At 49.8% G+C, this 18,239-nt stretch carries 13 protein-coding genes; 9 read left to right on the forward strand and 4 right to left on the reverse strand.

Translation table 11 applies throughout. The annotated features are described in order from the left end of the window. Nucleotides 1-13 precede the first annotated feature (13 nt). Genes A372_RS39550 through A372_RS0113580 form a run of 4 tightly spaced genes read left to right on the forward strand, consistent with a single transcriptional unit; the run spans nucleotide 14 to nucleotide 7,809 of the window. Nucleotides 14-484, forward strand: coding sequence for a DUF4912 domain-containing protein (locus A372_RS39550; protein WP_443146837.1), 471 nt, complete (start codon nucleotides 14-16; stop codon nucleotides 482-484). Beyond that, nucleotides 481-3,393: a 1,4-alpha-glucan branching protein domain-containing protein gene (locus A372_RS0113570; protein ID WP_019421403.1), complete on the forward strand. Its 2,913-nt coding sequence runs from the start codon at nucleotides 481-483 to the stop codon at nucleotides 3,391-3,393. The genes A372_RS39550 and A372_RS0113570 overlap by 4 nt, the downstream gene beginning before the upstream one ends. Next, nucleotides 3,390-5,822, forward strand: a complete 2,433-nt coding sequence (locus A372_RS0113575) for a sugar phosphate nucleotidyltransferase (RefSeq protein WP_019421404.1) — start codon at nucleotides 3,390-3,392, stop codon at nucleotides 5,820-5,822. Before A372_RS0113570 ends, A372_RS0113575 begins: the two co-directional genes overlap by 4 nt. Before the next feature lie 4 nt (nucleotides 5,823-5,826). Beyond that, nucleotides 5,827-7,809 carry a glycoside hydrolase family 15 protein gene (locus tag A372_RS0113580; protein ID WP_019421405.1) on the forward strand — a complete coding sequence of 661 codons (1,983 nt, stop codon included), beginning with the start codon at nucleotides 5,827-5,829 and terminating at the stop codon, nucleotides 7,807-7,809. 89 nt (nucleotides 7,810-7,898) lie between these two features. Here the strand turns inward: A372_RS0113580 and A372_RS0113585 are convergent, their stop codons facing one another. Then, nucleotides 7,899-8,447, reverse strand: coding sequence for a peroxiredoxin (locus A372_RS0113585; RefSeq protein ID WP_019421406.1), 549 nt, complete (start codon nucleotides 8,445-8,447; stop codon nucleotides 7,899-7,901). A 1,028-nt stretch (nucleotides 8,448-9,475) separates the two neighbouring features. Here A372_RS0113585 and A372_RS0113590 point away from each other — a divergent pair. From A372_RS0113590 to A372_RS38610, 4 genes are all read left to right on the forward strand, one after another. Then, a complete protein-coding gene (locus A372_RS0113590) occupies nucleotides 9,476-11,149 on the forward strand; it encodes an alkaline phosphatase (protein ID WP_192813610.1) in 1,674 nt (557 codons plus the stop codon). 67 nt (nucleotides 11,150-11,216) lie between these two features. Next, a complete protein-coding gene (locus tag A372_RS33920; protein WP_019421408.1) occupies nucleotides 11,217-11,936 on the forward strand; it encodes an ABC transporter ATP-binding protein in 720 nt (239 codons plus the stop codon). Further along, a complete protein-coding gene (locus A372_RS0113600; protein WP_019421409.1) occupies nucleotides 11,933-13,159 on the forward strand; it encodes an ABC transporter permease in 1,227 nt (408 codons plus the stop codon). Before A372_RS33920 ends, A372_RS0113600 begins: the two co-directional genes overlap by 4 nt. Before the next feature lie 45 nt (nucleotides 13,160-13,204). Continuing rightward, the gene (locus tag A372_RS38610) at nucleotides 13,205-14,143 is read left to right on the forward strand and encodes a hypothetical protein (protein ID WP_019421410.1); all 939 of its coding nucleotides are present in this window, start codon (nucleotides 13,205-13,207) and stop codon (nucleotides 14,141-14,143) included. A 245-nt stretch (nucleotides 14,144-14,388) separates the two neighbouring features. Here A372_RS38610 and leuB read toward each other — a convergent pair whose 3' ends face one another. Together leuB and A372_RS0113615 are read right to left on the reverse strand one after the other, a co-directional pair. Then, the gene (gene leuB / locus A372_RS0113610; RefSeq protein ID WP_019421411.1) at nucleotides 14,389-15,465 is read right to left on the reverse strand and encodes a 3-isopropylmalate dehydrogenase; all 1,077 of its coding nucleotides are present in this window, start codon (nucleotides 15,463-15,465) and stop codon (nucleotides 14,389-14,391) included. A 130-nt stretch (nucleotides 15,466-15,595) separates the two neighbouring features. Then, nucleotides 15,596-16,213 carry a CmcI family methyltransferase gene (locus tag A372_RS0113615; protein ID WP_019421412.1) on the reverse strand — a complete coding sequence of 206 codons (618 nt, stop codon included), beginning with the start codon at nucleotides 16,211-16,213 and terminating at the stop codon, nucleotides 15,596-15,598. 384 nt (nucleotides 16,214-16,597) lie between these two features. Between A372_RS0113615 and A372_RS0113620 the strand changes: the two genes are divergently transcribed. Further along, the gene (locus tag A372_RS0113620; protein WP_019421413.1) at nucleotides 16,598-17,686 is read left to right on the forward strand and encodes a glycosyltransferase family 61 protein; all 1,089 of its coding nucleotides are present in this window, start codon (nucleotides 16,598-16,600) and stop codon (nucleotides 17,684-17,686) included. 6 nt (nucleotides 17,687-17,692) lie between these two features. On the opposite strand, the gene A372_RS0113625 is transcribed toward A372_RS0113620, so the two are convergent. Then, on the reverse strand, nucleotides 17,693-17,998 hold the full coding sequence (locus A372_RS0113625) for a hypothetical protein (protein WP_019421414.1): 306 nt from the start codon (nucleotides 17,996-17,998) through the stop codon (nucleotides 17,693-17,695). Between the last annotated feature and the right edge of the window lie 241 nt (nucleotides 17,999-18,239).

Genomic DNA, 18,239 nt, shown 5'->3' on the forward strand with positions numbered 1-18,239 from the left:
AGTTATGCATCTTATGGTCAAAGATCCATGCACCTTATTTGCGTACTGGGACATATCCGAGCGTAAACGTGCAGCCACAGAACGACACTACCGCATGAGTTGGTATGAATTCACCAAGAGAATTCGAATATATGCCGTGACGGACCAACGAGAGCTGCTGTCCAGTTCGGTCCAATATCTCGATGTGAATCTAGATCATCTAGAACGTGATGGGGATTCCATCTATATTCATTCCATCGAACCGGGCCAATCTTATATAGCAGATTACGGTATTCTTAACTCATCATTGCAATTTATACCAATCGCACGCTCAGCAGCCGTTCGCACTCCCCATAATCTCTCGTCAGCATCCACCGATTCGGAACAGACGCCAACACACATCGTTTTGCTGTCATCTCAAGCTCCGTCGTCCGACTCGTCCTCACCCTTTGAACAATTCTCAACCTACACGCTATATCCGAATCGAGAAGGAGTCCGTGAATGAAGGGAACTATACTGTATCCGTCAGATGCGCCAATGCAGAATCAGGGACAGATTGCCCTTATCCTGCATGCGCATTTGCCTTATGTGCGTCACCCGCATCGACCGAATTCGTTGGAAGAACGTTGGTTCTTCGAAGCAATGATGGAGACGTACCTGCCTCTTATTGACGTGTTTCGCCGACTTGAACAAGATAACGTTCCGTTCCGCATTACGATGACGCTATCGCCCACGCTCCTGTCGATGATGGAGGATAAGCTTATGCAGTCCCGATTTGAAGAGCATCTGAAGACATCCATCCGGCTCGCGCGTTCGGAGACGAAGCGACTTCGCACGAACAACGAGCTGCAGAACGTCGCCGCCTTGTATCTTGAGCGTTGGCTCAAATGGTTGCATATGTATCGTCAATGTGGGGGCCGCGTCATCGAGTGGTTCCGTCATTTTGTCCAGAAGGGATGGCTGGAATGCATCACCTGCGCCGCCACCCACGCCTTTCTTCCACTCATCAAGCATCCGGTGCTGGCCCACGCTCAGATTGAGATCGGAGCACGTGAACACGAGCGGCTGTTGGGACAACGGCCAGAAGGCATATGGCTGCCGGAATGCGCCTATTCCCCCGAGCTGTCGCCGCTCCTGCAAGCAAGCGGAATCCGGTATTTCATGGTCGATCATCATGGATTACTGACGGCACAGCCCCAGCCGCACCGACTTCAATATGCGCCTGCCATGACCGAAGACGGTGTGTTCGCCTTTGCCCGGGACCCGGAGTCGTCCCATCAAGTCTGGAGCAGCTATGAAGGCTACCCCGGAGATTGCGATTACCGGGAATATTACCGCGACATCGGCTTTGATTTGGGCTGGAATGACGAAGCGGAATGGAATTATATCCGCCCCTATATATTGGAGGATGGAGCAAGGCTTAACACGGGAATGAAATACTACCGCATTACAGGAGCGGGCTCGGACAAAACTCCCTACCGTTTGGATTGGGCTCTGCACAAGGTGCGGGAACACGCCAAGCATTTCTTGGACAGCCGCGAGCGTCAGCTGGTTCAAGCGCAGTCATGGATGGATCGGGCGCCTATCGTCGTCTGCCCTTATGACGCAGAATTGTTCGGCCATTGGTGGTTTGAAGGGCCGCTGTGGGTGGAAGCCTTGTTCCGCGAGCAGCACGCCCGCGGGGAACAGCATGAGCAGCGGACGAAGTTCGTCGCGCCAAGCGACTATATTGCAGCCTACCCGGACAGCGAGCAGACGGATCTGACCTTCAGCAGCTGGGGGCGCGGCGGATACGCCGACGTATGGCTGCAAGAGCGCAACGACTGGATATATAAGCATCTTCATCATGCGGAAGATCGTCTGCTGCAGTATGCACAGCGGCTGCGGGACAGCTGGGGGTTCAGACCCGTGCAGGAACGCATCATGAATATGGCGTTGAAGGAATGGATGCTGGCTGCCAGCAGTGACTGGGCCTTCATCCTGGATGCCGGCACGGTGACGGAATATGCCGCCGAACGGACCCGACAGCATCTTGGGCGCTGTCATTTGCTGTTGGATATGCTTGAACAAGGGGTGTATGACCTGATTCAGCTAGAGAAGATGGAGGCGGAATATCCATGCTTCAAGACAGCCGATTATCGCCTTCTGCTTCCGGATTCCAGCTCGCCGAGAAGGACAAATATGCCGTTCTACACCGTTCTCCAGCCGCTTCCTCCCCCCCCTTCCACAAGTCCCAAGGCGAAAGTCACCCTCATGCTGGCGTGGGAATTCCCGCCTCTCATCGTAGGTGGCTTATCCCGGGCTGTGTACGATCTGTCCCGCCATTTGGCGGAGAAGCAGTGTGAGGTGCATGTGGTCACGCGTGAAGTCCCGGACGCTCCATCCTATGAGTTGATGAACGGCGTGCACGTGCATCGCGTTGCCCTTATACATTCAGTCACCCCTATAGACTTTATGGATTGGGTATTCCAAATGAATGCGGCCATGTCTGACGGAGTAGATGCGCTGGTGAGCAGGGGGTTAACCTTCGACTTCCTTCATGCCCACGATTGGCTCGTCTATCCTGCTGCCCAAGACATAAAGAGCACATTCGGCTGTCCGCTCATCGTGACCATTCACGCGACCGAACACGGGCGCAACCACGGCCGAATTCAAGGTGAGCTGCCACAGCGCATTCATCAGATGGAATATCAGCTTACGGAAGAAGCAGAGCATGTCATCGTGTGCAGTCATTCTATGGTACAGGAGGTCGAGCAGATCTTCTCTTTGCCGCGCCGCAAAATAACGATGATTCCGAATGGTGTCGAAATTAGAGCGGAGTCTGCTGCGATACAAATCTTATCCGGAGCAGCCGTTCCCGCATCCGAGCCCCCGCTTCTGTTCTATGTCGGACGGCTCGTATTTGAAAAAGGCATACACGTGCTCATTGAAGCAATGCCCCGCATTTTGCAGTCCGTACCGGATGCCAAGCTTATTATCGCAGGTACCGGTCCGATGAAGCAGGAGCTAGAAGGCCAAGTTCAAGCTATGAACTTGGGGGAGCAGGTTCATTTTGCCGGATTCGTTCAAGACGACACGAGAGATGCGCTAATTCAATCCGCCCGCGTCTGCGTCTTTCCGAGTCTGTATGAACCGTTCGGCATCGTTGCATTGGAAGCCATGCGCTTCGGCACGCCGGTTGTCGTATCCGACACAGGCGGATTGGCAGAAATCGTGGACCATGGCGTTGATGGTTATAAAGCACTGCCAGGACATATTGAATCCCTCGCTTGGCATGTGACCGACATGCTCTTGCATCCAGAGCACGCGGCGGAGATGGCTGCCACAGCGCTATACAAGGTGCGCACGCAATACGATTGGAACACAATAGCCGTGTCTACGAGACAAGTATATGAAGGAGTGATCGCCCGATGAAAGCCGTCATCATGGCTGGTGGAAAAGGAACACGTCTGCGGCCGCTTACGCTAAAGACACCGAAACCTATGGTACCGTTATTGAATCGCCCTTGTATGGAATACATTATCGAGCTGTTGAAACGGTACGATATTCACCAGATCGCGGTCACGGTTCAATACTTGCCTGATGTCATTCGCAACTATTTCGGAGACGGGTCTGACTTCGGCGTGCAGCTTCAGTATTTTGAGGAGGGCACTCCGCTCGGGACAGCCGGAAGCATCAAGAACGCCTCCTCCTTCCTAGACGAGACCTTCATCGTAATTAGCGGCGACGCCTTGACTGATTTCAATCTGCGCCAAGCCATCCAATATCATAAGCAGAAGCATGCACTCGCCACGATGGTGCTGACGCAAGTCCATTCCCCGTTGGATTACGGCGTGGTCATGACAGATGAAGAGGGGAAAGTGACTCGTTTCCTGGAAAAGCCAAGCTGGAGCGAAGTATTCAGCGACACGGTAAATACCGGCATTTATGTACTGGAGCCTGAAATATTATCGTGGATTCCGGAACGGGAAAGCTATGATTTCAGCCTGCAGCTCTTCCCTGCCCTGCTGCGGGAGGAGAAGCCGCTCTTCGGCTATGTAGCGAATGGATACTGGTCGGATGTCGGCAGTCTGCACCAATATCGCCAGACGCAGTTCGATATGCTTGACCGGAAAGTCGAGGTGCGCATTCCGGCTTCCGAACCGATGCCAGGCTTATTTGTGGAGCATGGGGTGCGCCTGCCTTCGCGGATACGTCTCAGCGGGCCGTCCTATATCGGAACAGGCTGCACGCTGCATCCTTCCTCCGCTGTTGGGCCTTATACGATCCTCGGTTCTGGGAATGTGATTCATCCGTACAGCTCGCTGGAACGAACCATCGTATGGGATGGCAGCCTTATAGGCAGCCACTGCGACATCCAAGATGCGATCGTGCTGCACCGCACGCTGATTGGCAATGATGTCCACATTCAAGAAGGAGCCGTCATCGGGCACGGCTGCGTGTTGGGAGATAAGTCTCATATTCGCGCTCAAGTCAAATTATGGCCGGACAAAAAGATCCAACCTCACAGCACGGTTCATACTTCGTTGATATGGAGTGAAGAGGTGCCTGCCTCCCTCTTCGGCGGCAAAGGGATTGTCGGCAGACCGAATGGAGACATTACCCCCGAATTTGTCGGGAAGCTTGCAGCCGCATATGGCTCCGTTCTCCCCTCCGACGCTGCGATTGTCCTCGGTTCAGGAATGCATTCCTTTGATACGCTATTAAAAAGCGTGTTTGCCGCCGGCCTCCGTTCGCTCGGCATCCATGTCATCGACATCGGCGTTGCCTCCATGGAGTGCACTCGCTTTGCTGTACAGACGCTGAAGGCCGACGGTGCGGTTCACGTGCAGCTCTGCGTGGCTGGCAACGATTTGAAGAATGAACAAGTCTTTATACAATGGACGGATGCCCAAGGTATGCCGATGGCCAAGAGCCTGGAGCGCAAAGTTGAAAATGCTTATTTACAAGAGGATTTTGCAAGAGGCGCCACAGATCGGATTGGACGATGGAAAGGATATGATCATGCCATCCCGGATTATATCGAAGCGCTGCGCCGTGCGGTCGATTTCGAACTGATCCAGGATGCTTGTTTTTCCATCATCGTGCAGTCCTCGCCATCCGAAGCTTCCACAACGGAGCGCTTCGCTTCCATGCTGGGCGGAACGAGGGTACATACCCTATCGGCGCAGCCAAATCCAGCGGCCATCATCGAGCATGTCCGCAATGTTCAGGCTCAGATAGGCGTCATGTTGAATGAAGACGGCACCTTCCAGCTCGTTACGGACGAAGGAACAATCATTCATGAAGACACGCTGCTTCCCCTCATCGTGCTCGCCTTGGCGAAGTCAAGCATCAATGCGAGCGTAGGTGTTCCTGTCAGCGCTCCGATTACGCTAGAGCAAGTCGCCGTGAAGAGCGGAATCCGCATCATCCGGACGAAAGAGCCGCTGCGCGCCCGTATGGAAGCAACGAATGGGCTGCCCTTCTCCCCGTTCGCCCATCGTTTATATGCGGTGAGTCTCATTTTTCAGCTTATGGCAGCCGAACAGCGCTCCTTGCGCGAGCTTGTTGCAAGCATGCCGTCAATTCATGTGGCGAAGGAGCAAGTCCCTTGTGCTCTGCACGAGAAAGGCGGAATGATGCGGGAGCTGATGGAATGGGTCCGTCGGGAATCGGTTCAGGCAGAATTTCTGGATGGGGTTCGCATTCAATCGGAAGAAGGCTGGGTTCTCATTCAACCGGATCAGGATGAGCCGCTGTTTCATATTATCGCGCAGGCGGACAGCTCCATGAAGGCGCAAATTCTGGCTCATGAATTTGCGGGGAAATTAACGTATACGCAACCTTTGATAAGGAAGTGATGACGTGCCTAGACATCTCGTCGTAGGAAACGGAAAATTCCTAGTCAACTTGGATGAGCATACCTATATACGTGATGTCTACTTCCCTTATGTAGGCCAATTAAATCACGTAGGCGGTTACCGCTGCCGTGTCGGCGTGTGGGTCGACGGACAATTCAGTTGGTTGGATCACCCGGAATGGGACTTTCGCCTAGGTTACGTCGAAGAGTCCCTCGTTACGGACGTGACAGCCGAACATCCCCGATTAGGGCTGACGTTATATATGAATGATGCCGTCCATCAGCGGGACACCATTTTTCTCAGACGAATTCGCATCGTTAACCACCATCCCTTTGCGCGTGAAGTTCGCCTATTTTTCCATCAGGATCTGGTCATCAATGAAACAGAAGTGGGCGATACCGCGGTGTACTACCCAAATAACGGCACGCTGTTTCATTATAAGAAGGACCGCTACTTCATGTTCAACGGCATAAGCACGCGGCAGGATGGCACACTCGAAGGCATCTATGAATATTCGACAGGCATTAAACGGTTCCACCAAGCCGAGGGCACGTGGAAGGACGCCGAGGACGGACAATTGATGGGAAATGACATTGCTCAAGGCTCTGTAGACAGTACGTTCAGCTTGCGTACCGAAGTGCCGGCTTCCGGTGAGCAGACAGCCTACTATTGGTTCAGCGCCGGAACCAGTCTGGAAGAGGTCGTGCGGCTTAATGAATATGTGCGCAGCAGTCACCCCGAACACCTTATCGAGAGGGTAAGCACGTATTGGAAACGCTGGGTGAACAAACAAAGTCGCTCCTTTGCGAATCTCGAACCCGAGCTGATCCGGCTTTATAAACAAAGTCTGCTTATCGTGCGCTCTCAAACGGACGTGAACGGTGCCATCATCGCGGCGAACGATACGGATATTATGCAATATAATCGCGATCATTACAGCTACATGTGGCCGCGTGACGGCGCGCTAGTCGCTCAGGCTATGTCTGCGGCCGGCTACCATGGCATGATTGCGCCTTTCTTCCGCTTCTGTGCCGAAGCGCTGACGTCCGACGGATATTTGCTTCATAAATATAACCCGGATGGGACAGTCGGTTCGAGCTGGCACCCTTATATTCATGATGGCAAGCAGCAGCTGCCGATTCAAGAGGATGAGACGGCACTCGTCCTGTACGCCCTGTGGCAGGATTACGAGCAGCACGGGGATATAGAAATGGCGCAATCGCTCTATCAGACGCTCATCCGACAGGCGGCGAAATTCCTGCTTCATTACCGTGATGCGAATCTGGGACTGCCGCTGCCAAGCTATGATTTATGGGAGGAGCGGTACGGAATATTCACGTTTACCGCCTCCGCCGTGTACGGCGGCCTTACCGCGGCTTCGAAATTCGCTGCCTTATTCGGAGATGACGAACGGGCGCAGCGGTACAGCCAAGCTGCGGAAGAGATTCGGGCAGGCATCGTGACCCACTTATGGAACGAGGAGGGACAGCGCTTTGCACGCGGCTTATACCGGCAAGACGGCCAGTGGGCACAGGACACGACACCGGAAAGCAGCATCTTCGGCATTTATGCCTTCGGTGTGCTGCCGGCGGACGACGTGCGTGTATTGTCCACGATGCGGTCATTAAAAGAGAAGCTCTCCATCCGAAGCAGCACGGGGGGCATCGCCCGCTACTATCGCGATTATTACTTTCAACGCTGCTCCGATATGGGCCTCGCTCCGGGCAATCCATGGATTATATGCACTTTATGGTTCGCGAACTATGACATTGCGATGGCCTCAACGCTTGCCCAGCTGGAGCAAGCCCATGACACGCTGCGCTGGGTCGAAGCGCATAGTCTGTCGAGCGGTCTTCTGTCGGAGCAGCTTGATCCGTTTGACGGCAGTCCCGTCTCGGTCGCGCCGCTAACGTGGTCGCATGCTACTTATGTGGACACCGTGCTGAAGTACTTGGCCAAGTATGAACAGTTAAGCAATGCCCTATAATTAGCGTTCAACTGATCTACAAAGCCCCGACGGATAATTCCGCCGGGGCTTTGCTATGTTCGTGCAGATGGATGCGGCAAGCGCAATGCTTACTTCGCTACCAAATGTTTGTCGCCTGGTTTCCAGTTAATTGGGCACAGACCGCCGGATTGCAGTGCTTGCAATACGCGGAGTGTCTCTTCAACACTGCGGCCAACGTCGTTATGGTTAACGACTTGGTATTTCACTTCGCCTTCCGGATCGATGATGAACAGACCGCGAAGCGCTACGCCTTCCTCTTCAATCAGAACGCCATAATCACGTGCAACGTTCTTCGTAATGTCGGAAGCAAGCGGGAAGTTCAACTTGCCGAGGCCGTTGTCTTCTTTCGCTGTGTTGATCCAAGCGCGGTGGCTATGGATGGAGTCAACCGATACACCAACGATTTCAGTATCCAATTTCTTGAATTCGCCAGCCGCATCGCTCAACGCAGTAATTTCAGTCGGGCATACGAATGTGAAATCAAGCGGATAGAAGAACAGAATCAACCATTTGCCGCGATAATCGGACAAAGATGCTGCACCGAAGTTTTGTCCATCGCCATTTACTGTCTCCATGTTGAATTCTGGAGCGGGTCTGCCAACTAAACGTTCTGCCATGTTGAATTCCTCCTTGAACTATATCAATAATAATGATTCACGCGGGTTAATAGGCTTGTTGCTGTAGAACAACTTCCATATTGAATGTTATCATTCGATAATAATGATGTCAAGATTATAATCATTATTTATTAATATTAATTATAAAATATGACTAAATTGCGAACCATTCTCAATAGAGTTTACAATGCATATGTATTATATCATTTCTACGCCCATGCATCCCGCTCCTGCCTGAACCGTTGTAATTTTTCGTGCGGAACGTTAATTTTTTGTGAATTCCTCAGAAGCCGCCTACGTTAACACTCGTCTCTCTTTCCTTTGCTCCATTCTCCCCTTCAATCAGAAGTTGCCTGCCTATCGCTTCTTAACCGCAAGAGAATCTTTGCTTGCTTATCGCTCCCTGAGCCGTAAGAATCAAATTTTGACATGCTCATCGCTTACTGAGTCGTAGGGAGATTGAACGAAAGGAGTCTATAAACGCAGTGTCTTTGCAAGGTAAATCAATCTGTTTATAAAAGCAAAGCATGTCCAGTCACATTTATGCGCAAAAAAGCCGCTGATTTCCTGATATCCGATCACTTTTTAAAGTAGACTCATGGATAACAATGAGCGTATGTGTTCTTGGAGAATATCGCCCCCTCCACCCTGAATAGAGCATTACTGGTTTGATCAGCCACGTCTCCAATTTTATAACTTATGTCATTGAAATACTGATAATCAACACCTGTTTTTGCGCTTTTTCTATGTATTTCTTTTCTTGTTTACGGCTTCATGATCGATTTGATCGCTCTGGCAAAATGTCGAGTATTTCATTGATGTTCAGCCTTTGATTACACTGTCAAGCGCTGATCTAAATTAGAGCCATAACAAAAACTACATATACATTTGAATTTCCGTTTACATTCATTTAATAATCACATGACATTCCCCCTCTACAATAAAGGATGTAAATATATAACCAGTTGGAGGGGTAACTGTTGAACAAAGATGTACGCAAATCGCTAGTAATTGGTCTGGCACTTCTCATGCTTCCACTTGGCGCGATGCAATCAGGAACGACGCTGGCGAAAGAAGCCGCAAAGCCTCAGCCTGTCTCAAAAAATCTCATCGTCCTGATTGGTGACGGCATGGGACCTGCACAAGTGTCAGCAGCTCGAATCTACTCCAAGAACAAGCTGAAACAACCTCACCTGAATCTGGACAGCATATATGTGGGTCAAGCCACCACCTTCGCTGATAAAGGCGAAGATGGCGATACCATTGTGTCCGGTGAAGTAACAGATTCTGCTTCGGCAGGTACTGCCTTTGCCACAGGACACAAAACATATAATGCAGCAATTAGCGTTTCTAACGAGGATGTTTCCAAGCCGTTTGCCTCGGTCATTGAGGCTTCCAAGACAGTCGGCAAATCAACAGGACTTGTCACAACGGCCCGTATCACGCATGCGACACCTGCCGTATATGCAGCACATGTCCGCAACCGTGATAATGAAAATGCGATTGCATCTCAATATTTGACATCCGATGTTGATGTTCTGCTTGGCGGCGGCAAACGCCACTTCGTGAGCAAGAAAGAAAAAGGCAAACGTGAAGACAAAACCATTATTCCAGACTTTGAGAAAAAAGGTTATAAAGTTGTATACGATAAAAAAGGCTTGAAATCATTAACGGCAAAGAACAAAAAAATTCTCGGCCTGTTCCATGATTCCCACGTAGACTACGTGCTTGATCGAAAAACAGAGACACCTAGCTTGGCTGACATGACCTCTAAAGCGATTGAATCGTTGGCTACTAATCCAAAAGGCTTTACGATGATGATCGAGGGCGGACGGATTGATCATGCCGGCCATGCGAACGATTTAGGATCTATGATCCAAGAGACGTTGGACTTTGATGCAGCAGTCAAAGTAGCGCTGGACTTCGCGAAAAAGGACGGCAATACTTCTGTCGTAATAACAGCGGACCATGAAACAGGCGGATTCTCGCTCTCACGCGATAACATTTATGAGCTGAACGTGGATGCATGGGATAAACAAAAGATTTCATCCGAGCTCCTTGGGCCACAGCTTGCCAAAGCCGCCACAACAGATGAAGTAAAAGAACTCATCAAGAAATATACCGGCTTTACCGATGTGACAGAGGAAGAAGCGCAATACATTATGGAGGGCGACGGATCCTCTTATAAGCAGGAAGGCGCATTTAACCAAGTGATGGCAAAGCGTTATTTGGTCGGATGGTCCGGACACGGACACTCTGCCGTTGACGTAGGCGTATGGGCCTACGGTCCGATTAGCCAGCTTGTCAAAGGGCAAGTCGACAATACCGATATCGCTAAAGACATTGCTCAAGTTGCAGGACTGGATCTGACGAAGGCTACAGCTGAACTGCGCAGCAAGCATTTGTACCCGAAATTTAAAGTAACCCGTGAAGGCAGCATCATGTACCCTGCAGTGGAATTGGCAAAAGCTCTGCAAATCAAGGTATCGAACAACAGCGCAGCAAAGGAAACAACATTCACAAAAGGAAAAGTAACCTTGAAAGTAAAAGACGGTAACACAGTAACAGTGAACGGCCAGGCCAGCACACTGCCGGCAGAATTAGACCGCAACATGCTGTACTTAAACCTTGACGCATTCAGCAAATTAACTGGTCAGGCTCTGAAATGGGATTCCTTGTCTGAACGCATTGCACTGAAATAACCATGTTGACTTTGAAAATCGGGTAGGATGGCACACGTCATCCTACCCGTTCCAGTGAGGTGACCTTATGATTCAGCTTCATCAGGCGCATAAGTCTTTCCGTAATCAGCAACAGTTGATCCCTATCCTTGACATTGAACATTGGCACGTATCAGAGGGCGACCAGATTGCCCTTCTAGGTCCAAGCGGCAGCGGCAAGAGCACACTGCTCTACGTGCTATGCGGGGTACTGCCTGTCGATGAAGGAGAATGTATCATCCGCAACGAGCCTCTGCATCGGATGTCGGAGCTGGAGCGCGATCGCTTCCGCTCCAAGCATGTTGGCATTATTTTTCAAGACTTCCATCTCATCTCCTCGCTTACAGCGAAACAGAACATTGAGCTTGTCTATGAAGGACCTTTGAATGGCCGGGAGCGATATCAGCACATTCAGCAGTGGTTCGAACGAGTAGGCTTGCAGGAGCGTATGAACCATTTGCCTAGCCAATTATCGCGAGGTCAACAGCAGCGAGTAGCTATGATACGTGCACTCATTAACCGTCCCGCACTCCTGCTTGCAGATGAGCCGACCGGCAGCCTGGATTACGAAACGGCACACCTCACAATGAATCTGCTGCTGACGCTATCTGAAGAAGAGGGTGCAACTTTAATTACAGTTACCCACGATCAGCATTTAGCCGCACACTATCCGAAGCAAGTACATATCTCAACGATAAATCAACATGCCATGATTCAAGGTCCGGTCAATTGGGGCTCATCAATTGCGACGGGAGCCAAGCAAGCATGAATATATTCCACTTCCTTTGGCGCAACGTCATGCATAGAAAGATACTTTCCATTCTCACGGCATTATCCATCACGCTCACGATTGCCCTTATCATCGTTCTTCTGCAGGCTAGTGAGGGTGTCGAGCAAAGCGCGCAGAAAGGCTATGGCCCATTCGAGCTGACACTCGGTTCGAAAGGAAGTCAGACGCAGCTCGTGCTAAATACGTATTACCACGTCGGTTCACCGGGTGGCAATATTCCGCTCCAAGTGCTGCATGATTTGAAGAATGAACAGGAAGTAGCGAATGCATTTGCGATGACAGCTGGCGATTCCTACAATGGGTATCCGATTGTCGGACTAGAACCCTCCTACTTTTTTACGCGCTATGGCGATCATTCGTTGATAGCTGGCGGTATGTACAACAAAACCGATGAAGCAGTCGTAGGATCCCATGTTGCGAACATGCTTGGACTACACGTTGGTGACACCTTTCACGGGAGTCATGGTCTGGTGCATGGCAGCGGCGATTCGTTTGACACGACATCGGATAATCACGAAGAGCAACATGATGAACCCGATCACGAGCACTTTGAATATCAAATCGTCGGCATTCTCCCTCCGCTCGGCACAGCGGATGACAGGGCTGTATTTACAACCGTTGATTATGCTTGGCACGTCCACGGCATAACGCATGATGAGGACAAACAAATAACCGCCATTCTCGTTCAGCCCAAGTCGCTGCTCGGCGCCCAGATGATTAAAAATAAATATAACCAGCGTATTGATGTCCAAGCGGTCTATACCAGCAAGGCAGTAGCTGATGTCGTTAACGTGGTCGATCAAGGCACAGAGCTGGTTCAGTTCGTTTCCATCCTATGTGTAGTGCTTGCGGCTATTTCCCTGTTGCTGTCCCTAACCTCCGTTGTGACGGAACGAAAAAAAGACGTCGGCCTCATGCGCTTAATCGGCAAATCACGTCAATACGTATGGTCCGTCTTAATTGGCGAAGGCTTGTTCTTAACAGCAATCGGAGCGATAGCCGGCTTGCTGCTTGGACACCTCGTCACCTACTTCTTTGCAAGCTCCATATTGGAATGGAGCGGAGTGCATGTTGATGCGTTACGTTTCGTTCCGGGAGAAGGATGGCTTCTTCTTGGGGCACTGCTTGTAGGCTTTGTCGCTTCGATCGGACCGGCTTGGAAAGTGTATCGTGTCGATTCCCTTCAATTATTCCGTAGTTAGCGAACAGGAGATAGACGACCAACGAGGAAAAGAGGCGAAAAGGAAATGAAAATAACATTCAATAGTCTAGCTGCAGGTTCCATAATAAGCTTAAGTCTGTTGTTATCCGGTTGCGGCCATTATCAACAGCAGTCTGATAGCGCCGCACCTCAATCTTTCGCTGCTGCAGCTGTGGATCAGCAGACATTAGAAGAAGCGACAGCAATAGCACACATAGCGGATACGACAGCAGGCGGCAGTTCTGGCAGCAGCACCACGGGCGGCGACATCTCAACGAAGCCGCCACAAGACAGCTTGAAGCCAAATAACCAAGCAGACAAAGCCAACAACAAGAAAGATTCCACAGCAAACTCCAAGCTCGGATCTAAATTAGAGGAGTCAGCTGCGGCAGTGAATAGCAGTACATTGGATAAAGTCAGTCCGGCGCATCATGCTAATCCTTCGCCTAATGCCAAGCAGCAGTCCCTTACGGGCACTAGTGTGAAGAGCAAGATCAAGCCTTCAACTGCAGGCAATCATAAATCAACTGCTAGTACCGCTCCAGATGCAGACAGCAAGAAAAAAATGGCCGCCGCACAGCAGAACAATGAGCCGAATACTAAGCCGGAGAAGTCCTATTCCAATACGTTGCTCTGGTCTGAATTTTTCGATAACGAGAAACAAGATACGCCTTCAGATAAATTTTGGGAGCTTTCCGGCAAGCAAGTCAAGATTAAAGGCTATATGGGCGAAGTGCTATCATTTGACAAGCATTGGTTCTTGCTCATTCCCGCTCCGGGCGCCGAATGCCCGTTTGACAACGGAGATGAAACCTATTGGAACAAGATTATGATGGTGTTCGTACCTTCCGATACGAAGCTGCGCTATACATCAGGAGCGTTGGAGCTGACCGGAACGTTGGATGCGGGCATTAAAATAGACGAATCCGGTTACAAAACAATGTTTAGGCTGTATGACGCAACGTTTGAAGAATTAAGCGAATAGTTCGAGTTGCTCCTAATTTCCCCCCTCTGCCCTTGTTTTCCATTTAATTCTAAACATGGATTTAGGCACATTATAGTTCATGGATTCAAGTATATCTTCCAGATTTTTTTGCGGTAGGAATTCGAACTAGGATGGTTTCGATGGATAATAACGGGGCAGGCTTTACGGTGAAATACCGATTCAGGGTATTCGTGACATACGATTGGAAGGTCGGAGGCATAACGCTCCGACCTTTATCATCAAGCCTATTTCATCGCGGCTACGATTAAATCGCCCATTTGCGTCGTGCCGAGCGCCTTCGACTTGTCTGTTGCGATATCCCCTGTACGGTGTCCTGCGTCTAGCACTTCCTTCACAGCCGTCTCAATCGACTGCGCCGCTGCTTCGTATCCGAATGTCAGGCGGAACATGAGCGCCACGGACAGAATCGTCGCTATCGGATTCGCCACGCCTTGACCCGCGATATCCGGAGCGGAGCCGTGCACCGGCTCGTACAGCCCGAAGCTGCCTTCTCCTAGCGAAGCCGAGGACAGCATCCCGATCGAGCCCGTCAGCATTGCCGCTTCGTCACTCAAAATATCCCCGAACATATTCTCCGTCACGATGACATCGAAGCTCGACGGACGGCGCAGAAGCTGCATCGCACAGTTGTCGACCAGCACGTGCTCCAGCTCCACATCTGGATATTCTGGAGCAATGCGGTTCACCGTCTCGCGCCAGAGGCGGGACGTCTCCAACACGTTCGCCTTGTCGACCGAGGCCAGCTTCTTGCGGCGCTTCTGTGAAATCTCGAACGCTTGACGCACGATGCGTTCCACTTCCTGCACGTTGTATACGCACGTGTCGACCGCTTCCTGACCGTGTTCCCCTTCGCGGCGGAACTTCTCGCCGAAGTAGATGCCGCCGGTCAGCTCACGCACGACGATAAGGTCCGTTCCCTCGAGCACCTCCGGCTTCAATGTAGACGCATCCTTTAAGCAGTCGAAGATGACTGCCGGGCGAATATTGGAGAATAACCCGAGCGCTTTGCGAATGCCAAGCAGCCCGGTCTCAGGCCGAAGCTCCTTCGGGTTGCTATCCCATTTCGGACCGCCTACCGCGCCCAACAGGACGGCATCCGCTTGCTTACACTTCTCAAGCGTCTCTTCCGGAAGCGGGGTTCCTTTCTCGTCGATTGCAATACCACCGAATAAGCTGTGGCTCGTTTCGAACGAATACCCGAACAACTCCTCCGTACGCTTTAATACTTTTTCCGCTTCTTTGACGACTTCCGGCCCGATGCCGTCGCCTGCGATAATGGCGATCTTCTTCACTTCTGCCATGTCTGTCACTCCTCGTTCATTGTCGTTACTTTCAGTTGTAACACAAATGAAAGAGGTTGGCTAAGATATAAAAGCTATCATTTTTATAGGAAAAAACTATGAGTAGTGTTTCATTCCATCGTCTTGCCCATTATTTTACTTTTAACAAATAACCATTCGGATTAAATGTAAGATGGAATTTATGTCTGCTTTCATCCACTATGAATTGGTCGTTCTCCGTCAAAAATTGTTGCACGGCTCCCATGGGTCCAGGGGCCAAGTGAGGAGCGATTGGGTTTCCCCCGATGATGGTGTCTTCTACAATCAGGTAACTTCCAACCGATACTAGCCCATAATACAGTCTCATCTCTTGAAGCACGTGCGGTTCTGTATGATCGGAATCGAGAATGACTAATACGACATCACTAGGTAATATTGATTCCTTTATTTTGTTAACAATCTCAGTAGAGGTCGTATCTCCTAATAGATAAGAAATTCTGCCATGCTCGGGTCTTTCCATTTCCTGTATATCTACCGTAATCACCTTGCCCTTGCCTAATAGATCGCACATATTTGCTAAAAACAAAGCACTTCCGCCCTGATTTGTTCCACATTCGACTATCACATCAGGTTTAACTTGGAACAGGATTTCTTGGTAGTTAAATAAGTCTAGTGGACATTTAAAAACATGATGTCCTAACCAATATGTGTCCGTCCATACTCCACTTTCAAAATAATGATGATGAAAAGAATTTACGAAATCACCCACAATTTCTTCCCCTTTCTCGCCAATCACATTTTCATATCCGTTTCTAGACAGTGTATGAAAATTATAATGATTGCGTGAGTGAAATAGACTGCCATCGTGTGCTACCACCTAAGCCAAATCTATCTTCCAACCCAAATTAGAGCCAAGATCCATCCGAGAAATGTATGTCTCTGTATTCTATACGCCGTCCCCCCGTTCTCGGAACGGTCATAGAATATCTTAATTTCGTAAGCTTCATAGGGTTATTAGAAAGAATATCCTTATCGCAACTGCCAAGACGACTGTAGTCCCGATGATGCATGCCGGTCTGCCCTCCCAGCACAACAGAGGGAACAAAGCTCACCGTAAAGTAAGACAACGAGTCTATTAACGGAGGGAAGAGAAATGTACCCAATCCCCGACCAGTTCTACGCAAAAACGATCGACTGGGCTATAACTTATTCGTTAAGCAACAATTACCGCTTTGAGGACGTTTACAAGGTAATATACCCGAAAGAAATGCTTCAGCTTCAGGCCCCCAAAGGCTTGGACTCTACCCGTTGGCCTACGTTATGCAGCTTCGACGAAGCCTTCGTGGCCGTTATACCGAACGGACGCGTCGTTACGGGGAACTGTTATGTCGTCACACCTGACAATAAACGGCTGCTCGATGTAGAATACAACTACCCGTACGGTATTCAGGAATTGCCCTTCCCGGAATATCGGGCGGAGACCGTGGCTACCCTCATATGGGGTTGGAACATTCCCCAAGTCGATTACACGCAAGCCGTATTCGGCCATTGGTTTTTTGATATTTTACCGCGCATTCATCTGGTGGAACAGAGCGGGATCGCAATCGATAAATACTTAATCGGCAAACTGACCCATCCTTTTCAATATGAGTCCTTGAATATGCTCGGTATTCCAATGGATAAATTGATACAAGTGGACAAGAATGACTTTCATCTTATGGCAGACAAGTTGGTCGTCCCCGCAGTGCCTTGGATATTGGGCAAGAGTCCTAGATGGGCCTATCAATTTATACGACATCGATTGAAGGATAACCATTCAGTTCAACCCGTAAACGGTTATGAGCGAATATATGTAACCCGGCAAGATGCGAATGCGCGCTTTGTCTTGAATGAAGACGAAGTCATGAATATGCTGCGCGCAAAAGGATTCACACGTATCGTGCTCACTCCGTTGACTACCCAAGACAAAGTAGCCATTTACTCGTCTGCACACGCGATTGTCGCTCCGTTCGGGAGCGGAAACATTAATTTCGCTTTTTGCAATCCCGGAACGAAAATCGTGGAGCTCACGCCGCACACCGTGGCGGATGATTACTTCTGGAAGATAAGCAATCATGCGCAGCTAGACTACTACGAAATCGTATGCGATATCGGATATCCGCCCAGACATATAGGAGGATTGGACAATATGATCGTTGATATCAACAAGCTGCGGCAAGTGCTTGAACTGGCTGGGATATAAGTCGGATCAGCCCCCCTCATCAAAAAATTGAGCGGGGGAATTTTGTTTATACTCCCAAACTAGACAGTGTTCCAACACTAATTTGTAACGCTTATATTCATATTTCATAGTATTTTCTAAAATAAAATCCCCCCCGTAGTTCACCCCTGCATCAAGAGCGATCGTAGGTTGGAATTCCTCTAGGACTTTCCTCCATATAGCGGAGATCTTCGGTTGAGTTACTCCATTGTGCAACAGCAAAAATTGCCCCCTAAGTTCATTTTTGTTGGTGTAAATGACATTCCCCGATTCCGGCAAAACAATCTTCTCCATAAATCTCACATCCACTCTCTTTAATAGGAACTCTATATCCTATAACTCGGAGCTATTGCTCTGCTATTATCATTTGCCTACTACTTTGTATTTATATATTTGCCGCTCGCTGGACGCCATCTTTTTGATCTCTTTATTGCCATCTATTTTCACCCATTTTACGATAACCATTTCTTCTGCCTACATCGTCCCATCGCTCCAATCATAACTTACAATACGACATGCGATTGTCAGGAGGGAA

The organism is Paenibacillus sp. OSY-SE, from assembly GCF_000283315.1.
Classification (GTDB): domain Bacteria; phylum Bacillota; class Bacilli; order Paenibacillales; family Paenibacillaceae; genus Paenibacillus_B; species Paenibacillus_B profundus.

Excerpts from the sequence above, each read along its gene's own strand:
- A372_RS39550 (WP_443146837.1), top strand. The coding sequence starts at position 14 with ATGGTCAAAGATCCATGCACCTTATTTGCGTACTGGGACATATCCGAG.
- A372_RS0113570 (WP_019421403.1), top strand. The coding sequence starts at position 481 with ATGAAGGGAACTATACTGTATCCGTCAGATGCGCCAATGCAGAATCAG.
- A372_RS0113575 (WP_019421404.1), top strand. The coding sequence starts at position 3,390 with ATGAAAGCCGTCATCATGGCTGGTGGAAAAGGAACACGTCTGCGGCCG.
- A372_RS0113585 (WP_019421406.1), bottom strand. The coding sequence starts at position 8,447 with ATGGCAGAACGTTTAGTTGGCAGACCCGCTCCAGAATTCAACATGGAG.
- A372_RS0113590 (WP_192813610.1), top strand. The coding sequence starts at position 9,476 with ATGCTTCCACTTGGCGCGATGCAATCAGGAACGACGCTGGCGAAAGAA.
- A372_RS33920 (WP_019421408.1), top strand. The coding sequence starts at position 11,217 with ATGATTCAGCTTCATCAGGCGCATAAGTCTTTCCGTAATCAGCAACAG.
- A372_RS0113600 (WP_019421409.1), top strand. The coding sequence starts at position 11,933 with ATGAATATATTCCACTTCCTTTGGCGCAACGTCATGCATAGAAAGATA.
- A372_RS38610 (WP_019421410.1), top strand. The coding sequence starts at position 13,205 with ATGAAAATAACATTCAATAGTCTAGCTGCAGGTTCCATAATAAGCTTA.
- leuB (WP_019421411.1), bottom strand. The coding sequence starts at position 15,465 with ATGGCAGAAGTGAAGAAGATCGCCATTATCGCAGGCGACGGCATCGGG.
- A372_RS0113620 (WP_019421413.1), top strand. The coding sequence starts at position 16,598 with ATGTACCCAATCCCCGACCAGTTCTACGCAAAAACGATCGACTGGGCT.
- A372_RS0113625 (WP_019421414.1), bottom strand. The coding sequence starts at position 17,998 with ATGGAGAAGATTGTTTTGCCGGAATCGGGGAATGTCATTTACACCAAC.